The 18,159-nt window shown below is 57.8% G+C and carries 17 protein-coding genes; 10 read left to right on the plus strand and 7 right to left on the minus strand.

Features of this window, described 5'->3' with window-relative positions; genetic code table 11:
- The first annotated feature begins 89 nt into the window (after window positions 1-89).
- Window positions 90-509, plus strand: coding sequence for a hypothetical protein (locus OZ656_RS02980; RefSeq protein WP_011784089.1), 420 nt, complete (start codon window positions 90-92; stop codon window positions 507-509).
- A 65-nt stretch (window positions 510-574) separates the two neighbouring features.
- On the opposite strand, the gene OZ656_RS02985 is transcribed toward OZ656_RS02980, so the two are convergent.
- Window positions 575-1,222, minus strand: a complete 648-nt coding sequence (locus OZ656_RS02985) for a DUF4124 domain-containing protein (RefSeq protein ID WP_023008361.1) — start codon at window positions 1,220-1,222, stop codon at window positions 575-577.
- A 3-nt stretch (window positions 1,223-1,225) separates the two neighbouring features.
- Window positions 1,226-1,864 carry an orotate phosphoribosyltransferase gene (pyrE, locus tag OZ656_RS02990; protein ID WP_011784091.1) on the minus strand — a complete coding sequence of 213 codons (639 nt, stop codon included), beginning with the start codon at window positions 1,862-1,864 and terminating at the stop codon, window positions 1,226-1,228.
- Between the two features lie 81 nt (window positions 1,865-1,945).
- Here pyrE and OZ656_RS02995 point away from each other — a divergent pair, with 81 nt between their 5' ends.
- The gene (locus OZ656_RS02995) at window positions 1,946-2,752 is read left to right on the plus strand and encodes an exodeoxyribonuclease III (RefSeq protein WP_226609999.1); all 807 of its coding nucleotides are present in this window, start codon (window positions 1,946-1,948) and stop codon (window positions 2,750-2,752) included.
- Between the two features lie 158 nt (window positions 2,753-2,910).
- Here the strand turns inward: OZ656_RS02995 and rph are convergent, their stop codons facing one another.
- Window positions 2,911-3,627: a ribonuclease PH gene (gene rph / locus OZ656_RS03000; RefSeq protein ID WP_278350751.1), complete on the minus strand. Its 717-nt coding sequence runs from the start codon at window positions 3,625-3,627 to the stop codon at window positions 2,911-2,913.
- Window positions 3,628-3,809: 182 nt separating this feature from the next.
- Between rph and OZ656_RS03005 the strand changes: the two genes are divergently transcribed.
- On the plus strand, window positions 3,810-4,679 hold the full coding sequence (locus OZ656_RS03005) for a YicC/YloC family endoribonuclease (RefSeq protein WP_014420402.1): 870 nt from the start codon (window positions 3,810-3,812) through the stop codon (window positions 4,677-4,679).
- A 44-nt stretch (window positions 4,680-4,723) separates the two neighbouring features.
- Here the strand turns inward: OZ656_RS03005 and OZ656_RS03010 are convergent, their stop codons facing one another.
- Window positions 4,724-5,602 carry a universal stress protein gene (locus OZ656_RS03010; protein ID WP_199453078.1) on the minus strand — a complete coding sequence of 293 codons (879 nt, stop codon included), beginning with the start codon at window positions 5,600-5,602 and terminating at the stop codon, window positions 4,724-4,726.
- Window positions 5,603-5,748: 146 nt separating this feature from the next.
- Here OZ656_RS03010 and gmk point away from each other — a divergent pair, with 146 nt between their 5' ends.
- The 4 genes from gmk to OZ656_RS03030 all read left to right on the plus strand — a co-directional run bounded on the left by gmk (window position 5,749) and on the right by OZ656_RS03030 (window position 9,463).
- The gene (gene gmk / locus OZ656_RS03015; protein WP_199453080.1) at window positions 5,749-6,381 is read left to right on the plus strand and encodes a guanylate kinase; all 633 of its coding nucleotides are present in this window, start codon (window positions 5,749-5,751) and stop codon (window positions 6,379-6,381) included.
- An 88-nt stretch (window positions 6,382-6,469) separates the two neighbouring features.
- A complete protein-coding gene (rpoZ, locus tag OZ656_RS03020; RefSeq protein WP_011784168.1) occupies window positions 6,470-6,682 on the plus strand; it encodes a DNA-directed RNA polymerase subunit omega in 213 nt (70 codons plus the stop codon).
- Between the two features lie 121 nt (window positions 6,683-6,803).
- The gene (locus OZ656_RS03025; protein WP_014420405.1) at window positions 6,804-9,002 is read left to right on the plus strand and encodes a bifunctional (p)ppGpp synthetase/guanosine-3',5'-bis(diphosphate) 3'-pyrophosphohydrolase; all 2,199 of its coding nucleotides are present in this window, start codon (window positions 6,804-6,806) and stop codon (window positions 9,000-9,002) included.
- 74 nt (window positions 9,003-9,076) lie between these two features.
- The gene (locus OZ656_RS03030; RefSeq protein WP_011784170.1) at window positions 9,077-9,463 is read left to right on the plus strand and encodes a RidA family protein; all 387 of its coding nucleotides are present in this window, start codon (window positions 9,077-9,079) and stop codon (window positions 9,461-9,463) included.
- A gap of 3 nt (window positions 9,464-9,466) precedes the next feature.
- On the opposite strand, the gene OZ656_RS03035 is transcribed toward OZ656_RS03030, so the two are convergent.
- Window positions 9,467-10,333 carry an NAD-dependent epimerase/dehydratase family protein gene (locus OZ656_RS03035; RefSeq protein WP_199453082.1) on the minus strand — a complete coding sequence of 289 codons (867 nt, stop codon included), beginning with the start codon at window positions 10,331-10,333 and terminating at the stop codon, window positions 9,467-9,469.
- 76 nt (window positions 10,334-10,409) lie between these two features.
- Between OZ656_RS03035 and OZ656_RS03040 the strand changes: the two genes are divergently transcribed.
- The 3 genes from OZ656_RS03040 (at window position 10,410) to OZ656_RS03050 (ending at window position 14,939) form a co-directional block, all read left to right on the plus strand.
- The gene (locus tag OZ656_RS03040) at window positions 10,410-11,369 is read left to right on the plus strand and encodes a hydrogen peroxide-inducible genes activator (protein WP_011784172.1); all 960 of its coding nucleotides are present in this window, start codon (window positions 10,410-10,412) and stop codon (window positions 11,367-11,369) included.
- A 7-nt stretch (window positions 11,370-11,376) separates the two neighbouring features.
- Window positions 11,377-13,452 (plus strand): ATP-dependent DNA helicase RecG, encoded by a 2,076-nt coding sequence (gene recG / locus OZ656_RS03045; protein ID WP_199453083.1) that lies wholly within the window; start codon window positions 11,377-11,379, stop codon window positions 13,450-13,452.
- Between the two features lie 116 nt (window positions 13,453-13,568).
- Complete coding sequence (locus OZ656_RS03050; RefSeq protein ID WP_199453085.1) at window positions 13,569-14,939, plus strand: aminoacyl-tRNA deacylase and HDOD domain-containing protein; 1,371 nt, start codon at window positions 13,569-13,571, stop codon at window positions 14,937-14,939.
- 276 nt (window positions 14,940-15,215) lie between these two features.
- Here OZ656_RS03050 and OZ656_RS03055 read toward each other — a convergent pair whose 3' ends face one another.
- Entirely contained in the window at window positions 15,216-15,674 is a 459-nt protein-coding gene (locus OZ656_RS03055) for a DUF2489 domain-containing protein (RefSeq protein ID WP_011784175.1), read from the minus strand.
- Window positions 15,675-15,706: 32 nt separating this feature from the next.
- On the minus strand, window positions 15,707-18,001 hold the full coding sequence (locus OZ656_RS03060) for a molybdopterin-dependent oxidoreductase (RefSeq protein WP_278350750.1): 2,295 nt from the start codon (window positions 17,999-18,001) through the stop codon (window positions 15,707-15,709).
- Window positions 18,002-18,159 lie beyond the last annotated feature (158 nt).

The following is an 18,159-nucleotide window of genomic DNA, read 5'->3' on the forward strand; positions in this document are numbered from 1 at the left end:
AATTTTTGGCCGTACTTTGGTAGGTGAAAGTTACCAAAGGCTCTGCAAAACGCGGTGCCGAAACGACTCGGAAAACAGGGAGAACCACCATGGGTAAACTGAAATCCTATCAGGAACAGCTGCAAGACATCGTTGAGAAAGGCATCAACGCGGCTGAAGAGCAGCAGAAGAAGCTGGCGTCCAAGCCGTTTGATTATGCAGAAAAGCTGGAGGCGGAAGCGCGCGAGTACAGCGTAAAGACCCTGCGCAAGCGTTACAACGGCTACTCCGAGAACCTGTTCGAGCAGCTGCGTTCGCTGAACTCCCGCTTTGGCAATTTCGCCGCTGAGCTGGTTGCGAAGCTGGAAAAAGAAGCTGCCGAAGGTGCGGACGCCGTTTCTGAAGCAGCCGATGATGTTTCAGAAGCCGCTCAGGATGCCAAGAAGTCCGTAACCGCCAAGAAGCCGGCTGCGCGCAAGACCACTGCCCGCAAGCCTGCGGCCAAGAAAACCACTGCCGCCACTGCTTGATTCGGCGAGTTGGTGAGTCATTCGCAAAGGGCGCTCGGTTGAGCGCCCTTTGTCATTAGTGGAGCTTAGTTTTCTTCCGGCTCCAGGGGGAGTGTTCGTGTCTCCCCGGTGATTTCTTCCAGGCGCTTGATGTCTGATTCGTAGGCCTTTTTCATTTCGCCGATATCCTGCCGCTGAGCGGAAATCTCCCGCTCGATATCTCGAATCTGGGCTTCGAGCCTGCGGATTTTCTCCAGCGTCGTTTCCGGGATGTCCCGGCCAGCGCGCTCCATATCCGCCGCGCGGCTCTGCTCGCTGTCGAGCTGGCTGGAAATTACTGAAATGTTCCCGCGCTTCAGCTGGATAATGCCTTCCAGTTCGCGGATCTTGCGATGCATGGCGCGCACAGCCTGATCCGGATGGCTGAAGCGTTTCAGGAGCAGACGATCCTGCTCCTGCTGGATTTCCAGTTGCTTCTGGCGCTCTTTCTCCGCTTCCCGGGCGGCGATTTCTTCCGCGGTGGGGGCGGGGGCAACGGTTTCGACCACTCGGCCGTTGTTGCTCAGGATATCGTAACCACGTTTGGTCGCTTCCTGGGGAATGGTGTTGCTGATAACCAGCCGTCCGTTTTCATCCGTGTAACGGTACATGGTTGCCTGGGCGCCGGCCGCAAACAGCAGTCCGAAGGCCGCAACGCCGGCAACAACAGGAGAAACGGTCAGATGGTGACGCATTCATCAGACTCCGTAGCGGTCCCGGTAGCTGGCCACGTTCTCCGCATGGCCGGCAAATTCCGGATTGGACTTCAGGTAGTCCAGTACCTGTTCAAGACGAATGATGCTGACAACGGGGATGCCGAACTCTTTCTCGACTTCCTGGATGGCGGATAGTTCACCGTTGCCCTTTTCCTGTCGGTCCAGGGCAATCAGCACGCCGGCCGGCTCGGCTCCGGCGGCCCGGATGATGTCGATAGATTCCCGGATGGCCGTGCCTGCGGTAATCACGTCGTCAACAATCAGTACTTTACCTTGTAGTGGGGCGCCAACAATATTGCCACCTTCACCATGATCTTTCTTTTCTTTGCGGTTAAAGGCAAAAGGTTTGCTGTTACCGTCTGTTGCAAGTGCCATGGCGGTTACCGTGGCCAACGGAATGCCCTTATAGGCAGGCCCGAAAATGATGTCATAATCCAGCCCGCTGCGTGCTATCGCAGCGGCATAGGCCTTGCTTAGTTCAAGCAGGTCGTTTCCGGTGTTGAACAGTCCGGCATTGAAGAAGTAGGGGCTGGTGCGCCCGGATTTGAGTGTGAATTCTCCAAAACGCAGCACATTCCGCTGGATGGCAAACTCAATGAATTTTTGCTGATAGTCATGCATGGCAAGGCTTCTGGCGGGGTTTGATCTTTAATTAAAGCGTAAAAACGGTATCATACACACAAACCGAATCAGGGAACACGTATGCGGGTAGTATCAATCAGCGTCAATGGTCTTGAGCAGGCTGTTGAAAAGGGTTTTTTTGACTGGCTTGCCGAACAGGACGCTGATGTGGTCTGTGTGCAGGACCACCGCATGCGCGCCTATGAAATTGAAGACAGGAACCTGATTCCGGAAGGCTACGAGGCCTATTTCATCGATGGTGAGCTGAACGAGCACGGTGGTGTCGGCATCTACACCCGTCATTTCCCGAAAGCCATTATGTATGGCTTTGCCAATGAGCAGGCAGACCGGGAAGGCCGCTTTATCCAGGCCGACTTCGACAAGGTTTCCGTTGCCTGCGTGCTCGCGCCCTGCGCCCTCGGCCGCGAGGAAGAACTGATCGGTGAAGACGACCTGACAGTGCTCGATCACAAAGACGAGTTCATGGAAGCCTTTGGCATCCATATGCAGAAAACCCTGCGCAAACGTCGTCAGTTTATTCTATGCGCGAATCTGCAGACCGCTCACCATGTAACCGACGCAAGCCCGCTTTATCATAAGACTGATTTCTCAGGTTTTCTGCCCCATGAGCGCGCATGGCTGGATCGTTTGTTTGATGAAATGGGCTGTGTTGATGCGTTCCGCGAGATCAACAAGCAGAGCAATCAGTTCACCTGGTGGCCGGAGCAGACTGAGGGTTCCCGTAAGAAAGCGGGTATCCGGGTGGATTATCACCTGCTGACGCCGGGTATTCGCAAGACCATTCGCGATGGCTGGATTGATGACGAGACCCGGTTCTCTGATCATGCCCCTGTGATCATGGATTACGATATCGAAATCGGGTTCTGAGCTTTGAGATAGTCGGTCGCGTGTCCGGGGGAGGTCGCCGTTGCGGAAAGCCTCCCCCAGAACCGCTACGAGCACATCCATGTGCGCTTCTCTCCGGCCATCCATGGCCTCCGAAATTCTGGGGGAGGCTTTCCGCAACGCCGCCCCAGACTTCTGATTTAGCCTTCCAGGGCTTCTTGCTGGATTTCAAACAACTGGTTAATCGCTTTTCTTGCAAGGCCAAGCATGGCATCCAGCTCCGTTTGCTCGAACGATGCGCCTTCCGCAGTACCCTGAATTTCAATGAAACCGCCCTGATCGGTCATGATCACGTTCATGTCAGTTTCAGCTTCAGAGTCTTCCGGGTAGTCCAGATCGGCCACCGGGGTGCCTTTGTAGACACCGACAGAGACCGCAGCCACCATCTGTTTGAGAGGTGATTTCTTCAGGCGTTTCTCTTTTACCAGGTGATTCAGCGCGTCTACCAGGGCCACGCAGCCACCGGTGATCGCAGCAGTGCGGGTGCCGCCGTCGGCCTGGATCACGTCACAGTCGATGGTGATGGTGTGTTCGCCCAGCGCTTCGAGATCCACTGCGGCGCGCAGGCTGCGGCCGATCAGGCGCTGGATTTCCACGGTGCGGCCACCCTGTTTTCCACGGGCAGCTTCCCGGCCCATGCGGCTGCCGGTGGAGCGGGGCAGCATGCCGTACTCGGCGGTGATCCAGCCTTTGCCTTCGCCGCGCAGGAACGGTGGTACTTTGTTCTCGACAGAGGCAGTACAGATCACCTTGGTATCGCCGAATTCCACCAATACCGAGCCTTCGGCGTGGCGCGTGTAGTTCCGGGTGATGCGGACGTCTCTGGGTTGCTCAGGCGTTCTGCCGCTTGGTCGCATAGTGTGTCCTGTTTCTGAATATGAATGTCCGGCTGGTGCCGGTCGGGCGTTTTGAAAGGGCAACGAGTATAGCACGTAGCAAGCGCCCGGCGGGGGAGGCTGCGTGCCCCTTTGGTCGGGTTCGCCGCTCCGGGTGTTTGCCTGTTAAACTCGATGTTCCTTTGACGAACACTGGAGTCACTATGATCCGCAGCATGACTGCTTTTGCCCGCAAGGACGCCCAGGGTGACTGGGGTACTCTTACTTGTGAGATTCGTACGGTGAATCACCGCTATCTGGAACCTTCGTTCCGATTGCCGGAGGCTTTTCGTGAGCTTGAGAACCGGTTTCGGGAGGAATTGCGCAAGCAGGGCTTGAAGCGGGGCAAGGTCGATATCTCCATGCGCCTGCAGTCGGCCGAGAGTGATGTCCAGGGCTTTGAAATCAGTGATGAGATGGCCCGGGCTGTGAATGAGGCGGCCAATCATATCAACCGTATGCTGGATAACCCGGCCCACATCAATGCGCTCGATATTCTGCGCTGGCCGGGGGTGATGTCTTTGCCCGAAAAGGACTACAGCGCGGCGAAGGAGGCAGCGGCAGATCTGTTTGCCGATACCGTGGCTGAGTTGACGAGTGTGCGCGAACGGGAAGGCGAGCGTCTGAGGCCGTTGTTCGAGGATCGTCTGGCCACCATGGGTAAGCTGGTGGCAGAGGTGCGTGAGAAAATGCCGCAACTGCTGGCCGCCCAGGAGCGGAATCTGAAAGACCGGTTTGAGAAGGCGAAAGTGGAGCTGGATCCGGAGCGTGTAGCCCAGGAAATGGTCATGCTGGCCCAGAAAAGTGATGTGGCGGAGGAGCTGGACCGGCTGGATGCCCACATCAGTGAGGTTACCGACACCTTGAAGAACGACGATGCTATCGGCCGGCGCCTGGATTTTCTGATGCAGGAGCTGAACCGCGAAGCCAACACCCTCAGCAGCAAAAGCATCGATGCGGCGGTTACCCGTATTGCGGTGGATCTCAAGGTGTTGATCGAGCAGATGCGGGAACAGGTGCAGAATCTGGAGTGAGGTATAAGCCGGGGTGGTTGGTGCCTCCCCGGCGTTCGTGCGGTTTACTCCGCCGGCTTGATGGCGAGCAGGTCGGTCCGCAAATGCGTCAGCACCTTTTCGGCCGTGTTGCCGATGACACGGGCGGCCAGGCCGGTTTTACCGGTGGTGCCGACGACGACCATGTCGGCCTTGATCCGGTTGGCAACACTGGGAATGATCTTTTGAGCAGGGCCAGATTCGATGTGGACCTGTTCCGGCATCAGGTGCCAGGTGTTGCACAGGTGTTCAATCTGCGGTTTCAGGGCCGCTTCCCGTTTTCTGGCGTGGGCCAGAGGGTCGATGATGTCCAGGTCGGCCAGAACCACCGAGGTATGAAGTGCGTGCACCAGGTGCAGCTCTGTTTCCAGAGCCTTCGCCAGATGCCAGGCGCGATCAATGATGCGATTGTTCAGGGCTTTCTTCACGGGTTTGTCGGAGCTCAGGTCCACCGCCGCCAGGATTGGCCGAGCCTTGTTCCATTTGTTCTCCGCCACCAGCATCACCGGTGACGGGCACTCGCGAATCAGGTGCCAGTCGGTTGGGGTATACAGGAAGGTTTCTGAGCGATGGCCCGTCTTTACCACGACACCAACGTTCTCTTTCTGGCACTGGGCAATTACCCACAGGTGAATGTGCTTTTCCCAGACCGTTCGGGCATGGATCTTCAGATCATTGCAATCGGCCAGCGCCAGCATCTGTTCCAGCCATTTCTGGCGATGTTCCATGAGCGCCTGTCGGGCCCGTTGTTGTACCTCCGGATCGCCCGGCAGTGCATCCAGATATTCATGCACAAACGCCACGACCTCCACCGCTGCGCCCGTTGCCCGGGCCAGTGCCACGCCACGGGCGAGGGCGGTTTGGTCTTTATGGTGGTGATCCATGATGATCAGGAGTTTTTCCATGGCGGTATCCGTTTACTGTGGGTGTTTGCGGTCATACTAACAGCTGAACCCGGGCCGGGATGCGGAGATAAGTCAAACCCCGTATAATTTGCCGCTTTCTGGCCATGCGTGTTGGCCGCAAACTGTTGTTCAGGAGTCTTCAAGCCATGAAGCAGGCCGGTGGGCAGGGTACCCTGTTTGTGATTTCCGCTCCTTCCGGCGCGGGCAAGACCAGCCTCGTGTCGGAAATACTCCGTCAGGATTCCCAGTTGGGGGTGTCGGTATCCCACACCACTCGCCCGATGCGCGATGGAGAGCAGGATGGCGTGAACTATCACTTCATCAGCCGGGATGAGTTCGAGGCCATGATTGCCCGGGGTGATTTCCTGGAGCATGCGGATGTTTTCGGCAACTACTATGGCACCTCCCAGGTGTGGGTGCGGGAAACTCTCGCTACCGGGCAGGATGTGATCCTGGAGATTGACTGGCAGGGGGCGGAACAGGTGCGCCGGCTGATTCCGGAATGTGTGAGCATTTTCATTGTGCCGCCCTCGGCTGAAATCCTGCGCCAGCGACTTGTTGGCCGTGGTACTGACGCGCCGGAAGTCATCGAACGGCGGCTGTCGGAGGCGGAGGAAGAGTGCCGGCACGCGGTCGAGTTTGATTACCTGGTGGTCAACGATGACTTTGCGGTGGCATTAGCTGATCTGCTGGCCATTGTCCGCAGTGAGCGGCTGAAAATGGCCACCCAGCAGGTTCGCCACGGTGAGTTGCTGCGGGACTTGTCCGCTCACGGGTGATGGTGGTTTTCACTGTATACAAATTGAGCCGGGGCCAGTAAACTACGCGGTCTGCTAAATCAGTGATTCTTTTTGTTCGGGGAAGATAATGGCACGAGTTACCGTTGAAGATTGTCTGGAAAACGTAGATAACCGATTCCAGCTGGTCATGCTGGCCACCAAACGCGCCCGCCAGATCGCCACCAAGGGTGCCGAGCCGATGGTTGCGGAAGAGAATGACAAGCCGACCGTTATTGCCCTGCGTGAGATTGCAGAAGGCAAGGTGACCCGCGATCTTCTGCTGGAAGAAGACGACGACTGAGTTCGTCCGGTTGCCGGCGATGCGTAAAAATACGTGCCGGTAATTGAGAAGCATTGAAATCTGCCTCCGCAGTTTTATAGTGTAACTATAGAACCTGCCAGGAAGGACAACGGAAGCCCGGATGCACGCATTCGGGCTTTTTTGTCCCCGGTATACTGAGAACGATGGAGGCGCGGTGGTCGCAGCAGAGGCAACGGTAGAAGAACTGGCCAGAGAGCTCAGTTCCTACCTCGATACCAATCGCATCAATCAGGTGCGACGGGCTTACTATTACGCCGAGCAGGCCCACGAAGGCCAGATGCGTAAAAGCGGCGACCGTTATATTACTCACCCCCTGGCTGTGGCCGGAATTCTTGCCGACCTCCGGCTCGACCATCAGAGCCTGATGGCAGCCATGCTTCACGATGTCATTGAAGATACCGGCATTCCAAAAGATGCGCTGGCGGAACAGTTCGGAGAGGATGTGGCCGAGTTGGTGGATGGTGTCTCCAAACTGACCCAGATTGAGTTCCGCTCCCGGGCGGAGGCCCAGGCGGAAAACTTCCAGAAGATGACCCTGGCCATGGCCAAGGATATCCGGGTGATTCTGGTGAAGCTTGCGGATCGCCTGCACAACATGCGCACCCTTGGCCCCATGCCGTACGAGAAGCGCCTGCGTATCGCCACTGAAACCCTCGATATCTATGCGCCCATTGCCAATCGCCTGGGCATGCATTCCATCTGTACCGAGCTTGAAGATCTGGGCTTTTCCTCGCTCTATCCCATGCGCGCCAAGTACATTTCCAAGGCGGTGGAGAAGCTTCGTGGCAGCCACCGGGAGATCATTGAAGACATCCGGGGAAAGCTGCAGGAAAAGCTGGAGGAGCGTGGGCTTCCGGGCCGCATTCTGGGGCGGGAGAAACACCTGAACTCCATTTATAACAAGATGAAGTTCAAGCAGAAATCCTTCCATGAAATCATGGATGTGTATGCGTTCAGGATCATTACGGATACCGAGGATAACTGTTATCGCATACTTGGCGCCGTACACAGTCTCTACAAGCCACTGCCCGGGCGTTTCAAGGATTACATTGCCATGCCCAAGTCGAATGGCTATCAGTCCATTCACACCACCTTGTTCGGCATGCACGTGAACATCGAGATCCAGATCCGGACCGAGGAAATGGAGCACATTGCCAACAATGGTATTGCTGCCCACTGGATGTACAAAAACGAAGCCTCCGGCGTGACCACCATCAATCAATCCCGGGTTGATCGGTGGGTGAAGGGGCTCATGGAAATGCGCGAACGCGCGGATGATTCCATGGAGTTCATTGAACACGTCAAGGTCGATCTGTTCCCGGACGAGATCTATGTGTTTACGCCCAAGGGCCGGATCATGGAGCTGCCAAGCGGGGCCACCCCGGTGGACTTCGCCTATGCAATCCATACCGATATCGGCAATGCCTCTGTGGCGTGTCGGATCAATCGCAATCTGGCATCTCTGAGTCAACCGCTGCAAAGCGGGCAGACGGTGGAAATCATCACCGCGCCCGGCGCCCGCCCGAATCCTGCCTGGCTCAGCTTCGTGGTGACCGGCAAAGCCCGAAGCAGTATCCGGCATGTGCTCAAAACCCGTAAGCGGACCGAGTCCATGGAGCTGGGTCGCACCCTGCTCAAACGTTCGCTCAAGGGTTTTGGTGCCAAACTGTCGGATATCAGCGATGCCCAGAAACAGGCGGTGGTTAATCACAACCAGGTCAACAGCTTTGATGATCTGATCAGCGATATTGGTCTGGGTAACCGTATGGCCTATCTGGTGGCCCGTCAGTTGGTGTCTGGCAATGACGTGATGGACGCGCCGGCCAACCTGGAAAATGCCCCGGACAGCAAGCAGGGCGCCGTCACCATACGCGGCACCGAAGGGCTCTTGGTGCGCTTTGCCAATTGTTGCAAACCCATTCCCGGGGACCCGGTGGTTGGTGTGATGGACTCCGGCAACGGTATGGTGATTCATTCAGATACCTGTTCCCGCCTGCCGGAGGACGATGAAGGCCGTGCCCGGCTGACCCACCTGAAGTGGGCCAAGGACATTACCGATGAATTCTCGGTGGAGCTTCGGGTTGAACTGGAGCGCCAGCGCGGGGTGATTGCCGAAGTAGCGAACGCCGTTGCCATGGCAGACGGAAACATTGAGCGCATCAGTGTGGAAGACCAGAACGCGCGCTTCGGCATCGTCAGCCTCGTGGTGCATGTGAATGGCCGCAAGCATCTGGCGCGGGTGATGCGCAGGGTCCGGAATATTCGTGCAGTGACCCATATCGGCCGGGTTCGGCACTGAGACCTTTGCGTGGTTGACAGTGGCTACGCCCAAAGGTGACGATTGGCGTTTTGGAAAAGAGGAAATTGCAGGTCATGACCAACAAATCTGTTATCCAGACCGAAAACGCCCCTCAGGCGATTGGTACCTACTCTCAGGCTGTTAAAGCCGGGGACACCGTGTATCTGTCTGGCCAGATTCCGCTGGACCCGGAAACCATGGAAGTGGTGGCGGGCGACTTTGCCGCCAAGACCCGTCAGGTGTTCGAGAACCTGAAAGCCGTGTGTGAAGCGGCCGGTGGCGAGCTGAAGGACATCGTCAAACTGAATATCTACATGACGGACCTGGCCAACTTCGCCACTGTCAACGAGATCATGGCCACCTATTTCCAGGAGCCGTATCCGGCACGCGCCGCCGTCGGTGTAGCCGCGCTGCCGAAAGGCGTTCCGGTGGAAATGGAAGCCGTTATGGTGCTCAGCTAAGCGTCAGAGCTTGCTGATCATCTCCCGGTACCCCGCCCGATAGTCGGGGTACCGGAATTCAAAGCCACTCTGAAGCAGTTTTCGATTACTGCAGCGCTTGCTACCGGCCCGCCCGCCTTTACGGGCGCCTTCCACCGGGGCTTTGCACGGCACCTGAGTCCGCACCCAATCAACCACCTCATCCAGCCGAACCGGCTCGCAATCACTGGCGACGTACAGTGGCTCCAGGTCCTCACCGTTCAGGGCTTTTTGCGCAAGCCATGCCACAGCGTTGGCGGCATCCACTTCGTGTATGCGATTGCTGAAAGGTGCGGGTGGTTGGGGATTCATGCGGCCTTCCAGGACTTCCTCAAGAAAACGCTGACGGCTGGGGCCATAAATGCCACTGAAGCGAATAACGGTGGCTGGATGCCCGCTGTTCAGGGCGGTACGTTCGCCCTGGAGGATTTGTTGACCAGTGAACCGGTCCGGATCGGCAGGGCTGTTCTCATCGACCCAGCTGTCATCATTCTGCGCAAAGACGCTGGTGCTGCTGATGAAGATCAGCCGCTTGAGGGATTGCTCACCGATGACGTTGAGCAGGTTCTTGAGACCAGTGACATAGGCTTGATGATAACCCTCTTCGTCGTAGCTGGATGGCGTCAGGCAATAGACGACGATGTCCAGGTGTTCCGGAAGCTTGCCAGCCATGGATTCCGGGTGGGTCAGATCTGCCCCGATCCCGGTCACTCCCTGGGGAACCCGATCCGGGTTGCGGCGCAGCCCGTATACGTCTCCGGCGCCCAGCAGAACCGTGGCAATGTCACCTCCGAGCTTGCCGCAGCCCGCCACCAGAATTTGTGCCTTTTGCTTGTCATCAGTCATTGCCATAGACAATTTCAATCCTTATCCTTTGGCTGATAAAGTAAGTGAAACTTCGACCTGAGTACGTCAACCGGAGCTCACCATGACCCTCACCGAGTTACGATACGTTGTTACACTTGCCCGGGAAAGGCATTTTGGCCGTGCCGCAGAGCGCTGTCATGTCAGCCAGCCGACCCTTAGCGTTGCGGTTAAAAAGCTGGAGGATGAGCTCGGTATCCCATTGTTCGAGCGCAGCAAAAGCAGTATTCGGGTGACCGAAGTTGGCCAGCGTATCATTGAGCAGGCCCAGCGGGTTCTGGACCAGGTGGGCGTGATCAAGGATATGGCGCAGGACGGCAAGAATCAGCTCAATTCGCCATTGAAGGTCGGCGCGATTTACACCATCGGACCCTACCTGTTCCCGCATTTATTACCGGAGCTGCGCAGAGCAGCGCCAGACATGCCCCTGTACATAGAAGAGAACTACACCGCCAGCCTGCGCCAGAAGCTGCGGCACTCAGAGTTGGATGCCATCATCATTGCCCTGCCGTTTGAAGAGCCGGAAGTAGTAACCCTGCCGCTTTACGATGAGCCGTTTGTGGTGCTGCTGCCAGCAGATCATCCGCTGACAGAGAAAGAGCAGGTGACGGCCGAAGAGATGGCGAAAGAGCAATTGTTGCTGCTCGGGCCCGGCCACTGTTTCCGGGATCAGGTGCTGGAGTCATGTCCGCCCCTGGTGGATGCCATCACCAAACGGGCGGATAACGGCAGACCGGAGCTGGTGACCGAGGGCAGTTCGCTGGAAACCATCCGGCACATGGTGGCCTCCGGTCTGGGAATCACGGTACTGCCGCTGTCGGCCGCCACTGCCATCAAATACCAGGAAGATATCCTTGCGGTGCGGCCTTTTGCGGCGCCGGTGCCTTTCCGAACCGTGGCGCTGGCCTGGCGTGTAACCTTCCCGCGGCCCAAAGCCATCGATGTACTGTCACTGGCGGCTAGCCAGTGCCGGGTGATTGAAAAAGCCAAAACCGACACACCGGCGGTTGCTGAAAGCGCCTGAGGGCCGTATGACGTCACTGGAGGACATCCCGGTAACCCAGCTCAAGGGCGTAGGAAGCGCCCTGGCGGAAATACTTGCCAGGCTGGGCATCCACTCCATTCAGGATCTCCTGTTCCATCTTCCCTACCGTTATGAAGACCGCACCCGCGTAGTGCCCATGGGCAGCCTGCGTATCGGCGATATTGCCGTTGTGGAAGGTGAGGTCATGAAGGCCGACCTGGTGATGGGGCGTCGGCGCAGCCTGCAGGTGACGTTGCGGGATGACACCGGGTTTCTGGTGATGCGGTTTTTTCACTTCAATGCCGCCCAGAAAAACCAGCTTGCTGAAGGCACGCGAGTACGCTGTTTCGGCGAAGTGCGACCGGGCCGGGCCGGTTACGAATTCTACCATCCGGAGTACCAGACCAATCCACCTCCCATGCCGTCGGCCGAACAGGCGACGCTCACGCCGGTGTATCCGCTGACCGAGGGCATTCAACAGCCCCGGGTCAGGGGGCTGTGTCAGCAGGCCCTGAGCTATCTGGATCGCTACCCCATCAAGGACTGGCTGCCCCCGGCACTGCTGGCGGACTACCAGTTGCCCGGCATAACCGAGGCTGTTCGCCTGGTGCATTTGCCTCCGGCCGGCGCCCCGGTGCATCTGCTGGTAGAGGGAAAGCACCCGGCTCAGCAGCGGCTGGTGATGGAGGAGTTGCTGGCGCATCAGCTTAGCCTGTTGCAGGTCCGGGAGCAGATACAGGCCCGGGAGGCCTTGCCGCTGCTACCAGCGGGAGACCGGGCAGAGCGATTTCTGGAGCAACTGCCGTTTAGTCTGACCGGTGCCCAGCGCCATGTGATGGCCGATATCCGGCAGGATCTGAGCCAGCCGGTGCCGATGCTTCGCCTGGTTCAGGGTGATGTCGGCTCGGGAAAAACCGTGGTCGCCGCTCTGTCGGCCCTGCAAGCCATCGAAGCCGGCGCCCAGGTAGCCTTGATGGCACCTACCGAAATTCTGGCGGAGCAGCACTATCAGAACTTCCGTAATTGGCTGGAGCCATTGGATGTGGAGCTGGTCTGGTTGTCGGGGAAGGTGAAAGGCAAGGCCCGGCACTCAGCATTGAATGCGGTCGCCGAGGGCCGTGCTCAGATTGCCATTGGTACCCATGCCCTGTTTCAGGATGACGTGGTATTCCAGCGCCTGGCGCTGGTGATTGTCGACGAACAGCACCGTTTTGGCGTGCATCAGCGGCTGGCCCTGAGAGAGAAAGGGGTTGGAGGAACGCTGGCGCCGCACCAGTTGATCATGACGGCGACGCCCATACCGCGAACCCTGGCCATGAGCGCCTATGCCGACCTCGATACCTCCGTGATTGATGAGCTGCCGCCGGGGCGTAAGCCCATTGAAACGATTGTGCTGCCGGAGAGCCGCCGGGACGACATCATTGAGCGGGTACGCCAGGCCTGCAGGGAAGGGCGGCAGGCCTACTGGGTATGCACTCTGATTGAAGAATCCGAGGCGCTTCAGTGCCAGGCGGCGGAAGTGACCGCCCAGGAGTTGGTTGAGAGGTTGCCGGACCTGTCCATTGGCCTTGTTCATGGCCGCCTGAAAGCCCAGGAAAAAGCCGCGGTAATGGAGCGTTTCAAAGACGGTGAACTGGACTTGCTGGTAGCTACCACGGTGATCGAGGTCGGCGTCGATGTGCCCAATGCCTCTCTGATTATTATCGAGAACCCGGAGCGGCTCGGGCTGGCGCAGTTGCATCAGCTGCGGGGCCGGGTTGGCCGCGGTGAGCAAGCCAGTTTCTGCGTGCTGATGTATCACCCGCCCCTGTCCAATAATGGCAAGGCCAGGTTACAGGCGCTGCGGGACAGTCAGGATGGCTTCTTTATCGCCGAAAAGGATCTTGAGATTCGGGGGCCTGGAGAAGTGCTGGGTACTCGCCAGACTGGCTTGATGCAGTTTCGCCTGGCCGATTTTGAACGCGACAAGGGTTGGATTGAACCCATTCGTGACATGGCTCCGAGCCTGATGAGGGAGCCTCGGGTAGTCTCAGCACTTATCAGACGGTGGCTGGGTGAGAAAATTCGTTATGGCGACGTATAGTGTTGGTCATGAATTTCATAACGCCTGTGCTCGTGGCCGATATTGGCCTGTTAATGTCGCGTTAATGACTGCAAAATGCATGAAAACTGATTGATAACCTTTGTCCGGAGAATGCTATGGAACTTCCTGTTGTGGTACAGCAGGCACTTGGTGATAACGCCCCCGGTGTATCGTTCCGGAGCGTAAGCCAGATTGATACCGGCCATTTGCTTCGAATGGTACTGCTCAGTGACGATCAAGGTAATCTGCAGGCCATCTGCCGTCGCAACGATATGCTCGATCTGGAAGCCCTGAACAAGCGTCTGGGGCGGGATCTGAGAATGATGCAGCGGCGCGAGCAGGTTCGGGTCCGCCAGAAAGCCGGGCTTCAGGAGTTGCCGGCGCTGCCATCACTCACCGGTTGGCCGACTGTAGTTGACCGGCGTGTGGACGAACTCGAGGCGGTTGCGCTGGAGTTGGGGGAACAGGACCTGGGCCTGATGATGCCGGCCGAAGATTTCCGCCAGTTGACCGCAAAGGCCGCCCGACACGATTTTGCGGTGGATATCGCAAATATCTCCGTCAATCTTGACAATCACGCCGCCGACCGTGACCAGCTGCATTCCGCCATCAAAAGGTTCACCGGCTTGCGTATTCAGCAGCGACTGGAGGATACGCTGGAGCTGCCGCCCTTGCCTGAGACTGCCCAGCGCATCATTCATCTGCGGGTAAACCCTAATGCGGTAATGGGGGACCTGGTGGATGTGGTGGAGAGCGATCCGAGCCTGGCAGCCCAGGTCGTGAGTTGGGCGTCATCATCGTTCTACGCCGCTGCAGGGCGGGTGCATTCCGTCCACGATGCAGTATCCCGGGTGTTGGGTTTTGATTTGGTGATGAATCTGGCCATGGGCCTGGCACTGGGGCGTGCCCTGAAGCACCCGCAGGATCACCCGGACGGTTATGTTGATTACTGGCAGCAGGCCATCTGGCAGGCTCAGTCTGCAGGTATTCTCGCGAGTATGATGCCTCGAGGGCAGCGACCTCTGTTTGGTCTCGCCTATCTGGCCGGTTTGCTCCACAACTTCGGGCATCTGGTACTGGCGCAGGTGTTCCCTCCGCATTTCAAGCTGGTCTGCCGCTCGCTGGAGGTGAGCCCGCACATTGATTCCAGTGTCATCGAGCATTACCTGCTGGGGATCACCCGGGAGCAGATTGCGGCGCAGTTGATGGAAAACTGGGGTATGCCGGACGAAGTGACACTGGCTATTCGTTACCAGAAGAATCCCGCCTATGACGGGCCTCACAATGTATATGCCCGTCTCTTGTGGCTGGGGCGGCAGTTGCTGACCGAGCGGGGTGTTGCCTTGGGCGCGGGTGAGTCTGCAACTCAGGCTGTCTATGATGAGCTGGGTCTGGACAGGGAGCTGGTTCAGGAACAGTTTGATGAGCTGGTGCGCCGAAAAGACAGCATTATGGCCATGGCCGGGATGATGAGTCAGGGCGGATAAAAAAGGGCCGGCCATTGAGGCCGGCAAGTTCACCCGCTTGTTGCAGAGTCGTCCAAACTTGTCAGGAGAAAACAACGGGGAGGCTGATCCAGTGTGGTGGGAGCGGCCTCCTGTTTTAAATTTAGACAAGCTCCGGGAAAAGGAAAGGCGACTGCATGCAGATTACATAAATGAGCATGGTGTCAGCTTTCCTTGAGGCTAAAAGCTATTGATTTGCTTTGACATATTTTTGAAGCGGGCGTCCGATCGGTAACAAAAAGTTACAAAATACGGGCGTCAGTCAAAGCGATGATGGCGGATTGCTGTGGCAGCCTGACGGATTTCATCGGAGTGCTCCCTTTCCACGGCAAACCGTTCTTTGTCCATTTCCCGGATGGTCGCAGAGTCGGTATTCTTCCTCGCCTGATGCGTGGGCATGTGCTGAATCTTGTCGTGCACCGTCTGGAACACCTGAAAGGGTGGTTTTTCCAGCAGTTCCGGGGCCAGGTAATCCAGCAGACCCTTGAATCTCAGACAGGCCTCGGAATACTCAACCTGGTCTTCCTCTACCGCCATGGCGATAATCCGGATACTTTCAATCATTTCGTCCCGGCGCCGGGCCTGAAACTCCTCGGTTTTCTTCTGGCGCAGCCGCTGTTCGGACAGCAGCCGAGATTGGCGCCAGATATACACCAGTAACACACCGATAATAACCAGCCCGATGGCAATAAAGACCAATTGCAGCCCTCTGGGCATGGTTACACTCCTGTTTGTTCAAGAGGCCGCTATCAGGCCTGTTTCTGTTGAGGTTCGGGTTGCCAGACTCTGACATCAACCGCCTGGCCGTTCAAGACCGAGGTTCCCGAAACCGGATCCACCAGGGCATCATCCAACAGATCGTTGATGCTGACCCCGGCGTGGGACGATGCCACTGATTGGCCGGTGCCTGATCGATGGTGACCCCAACCGTGGGGGATGGACACCACACCCGGCATAATGTCTTCGGTGATTTCCACCGGGATCACCACGTCTCGCCCCTGAACCGAAACCTCGGCATGATCTCCGGGGTTCAACGCTCGTTTGCTGGCATCGTCCGGGTGGATAAGCAGGGTGCAGCGGCCTTTGCCTTTGACCAGACGCTGGCTGTTGTGCATCCACGAGTTGTTGCTGCGGACATGGCGACGGCCAATCAACAGCAGGCCGTCAGCGGGGGCAGATTCAAGGGTAGCCTGCATGCGCTCCACATCCGCGAGATAGCGGCGAGGTGCCATCTGAATCAGACCATCGCGGGTGAACAGCCTTTCCGGTAACGCCGGTTGCAGGGGGCCGAGGTCGATGCCATGCGGTGCGGCTTTCAGAGCAGAAAGTGATAGGCCTTTTGGTAATTCATCCCAACGTCGGTTGAGTGGGCTCAGCCGGGCCAGGCCTTTGAGGGGGTTACGCTCCGGAAGAATGTCCATCACCAGTTCGATGGCGGTTTGGGCGAATGGGCGCACCGGGCCGGCGTCGGCACCATAGGGGCCTGTTCGCAAGAGCAGATCCAGAATCGGATCTGGTCCCAGTTTTTTGAACGCCCTCCAGCCCATTTCCGAGCGTAGGGGCAGGCGCCCGCCTTTGCGCTGTTGCTCCAGACGGTGTGCGAGCTCCAGCAGAATCTGCCAGTCGTGGCGGGCGTCGTCCGCTGCTGGAAACAGTGCTTCGCTGTACTTGGCTACGTTGCGTACGGCAAACTGGCTGAAGATCAGATCATAGTGACTGCGCTCCAGGGCCGCCGTGGGCGGCAGAATGACATCGGCATGGCGGGTGGTTTCGTTCAGGTAGTAATCCACGGACACCATGAAATCCAGCCCCTCCAGGGCTGACTCCAGTCGCTGGCCGTTAGGACTTGATAGCACAGGGTTGCCGGCCACGGTCACAAAGGCACGGACCTGACCTTCGCCCGGTGTAAGCATTTCATCGGCCATGGTGCTGGCCGGATACTCTCCCGCAAATTCCGGTAGACCGCGAACCCGGCTGTGGCGCTTTCCGAAATGCCCGCGCTGCCCGGACATGGCGCCGAGTGCCACCAGATCCACCGCCGGTTGGGTAAACAGTACGCCACCGGGTATATCCAGCTTGCCGGTCAGGATATTCAGGCAGTACGCCAGCCACGTGGTGGTACCGCCAAACGCCTGAGTGCTGGTGCCCATTCGGGTATACAGGGCGGCCCGTGGGGTTTTGGCCAGCTGTCGCGCCAGCTGCCGGATGGCCTCAGCCTCAACGCCGGTGTGCCTGGTTACCGCTTCCGGTGAGAACGACAGGGCGGCCAGGCGAAGAAGATCCACGTCTTTCACCAGCCGCTCGGCCGCGCCAGGGTCCACTAGGTTCTCTTCGAACAGAGTGTGTACCATGGCCATCAGCAGGAAGGCATCGGTGCCGGGCCGGATAAAATGGAAGTCGTCGGCCAGGCGGGCGGTTTCAGTGCGCCGGGGATCAATCACCACGAGTTTCCCGCCCCGTTGACGCAGTGCTTTCAGGCGGCCCCGGATGTCCGGTACGGTCATCAGACTACCGTTTGAGGCCATCGGGTTGCCGCCAATACAGATAAACAGATCGGTATGGTCGATGTCCGGAATCGGAAACAGAATCTGGTGACCAAACATCTCCAGGCTGGCCAGCATGTGCGGTAGCTGGTCGTTGGAGGTGGCAGAGAAGCGATTCTGGGTGCCGATGGCCCGCAAAAACGGCATGGTGGTCATCAGGGCGCCGTGATTGTGGACATTGGGATTGCCCAGGTAGACCCCGATACTGTTTCGGCCGTAGGTTTTCCGAATTCCATGAAGCTTCTCGGCAACCAGGTCAAAGGCGTCCTCCCAGGATAGCTTTTCCCAGCCCTGGGCAGTTTTGCGTATCGGCTTCTTCAGGCGCTCCCGGTCTTCATGCAGATCCTGAAGTGCGACCGCTTTCGGACAGATGTGGCCCTGGCTCAGAGGGTCCTGGTCGTCGCCCTTGATACTGGTGATTTTGCCGTTGTTGACCTCAATGGCAACGCCACACATGGCTTCGCAGAGGTGACAGGTGCGGTAGTGGACGCCGTTTTCCATGCAGGCTCTCCCGGAATTCTTGTTGTTGGGTTTCATATTGCAACCAGATTATCAGGAAAACGACCCGGAATGAAAAACCGATTGCGATTGTGGCCCCGAAAGGCCAACAAAAAAGGCCAGTCCGGAGACTGGCCTGAGGAGGGTAGACCTGAGTAACC

The organism is Marinobacter sp. LM1 (assembly GCF_042763285.1).
In the GTDB taxonomy this organism is placed as follows: domain Bacteria; phylum Pseudomonadota; class Gammaproteobacteria; order Pseudomonadales; family Oleiphilaceae; genus Marinobacter; species Marinobacter nauticus.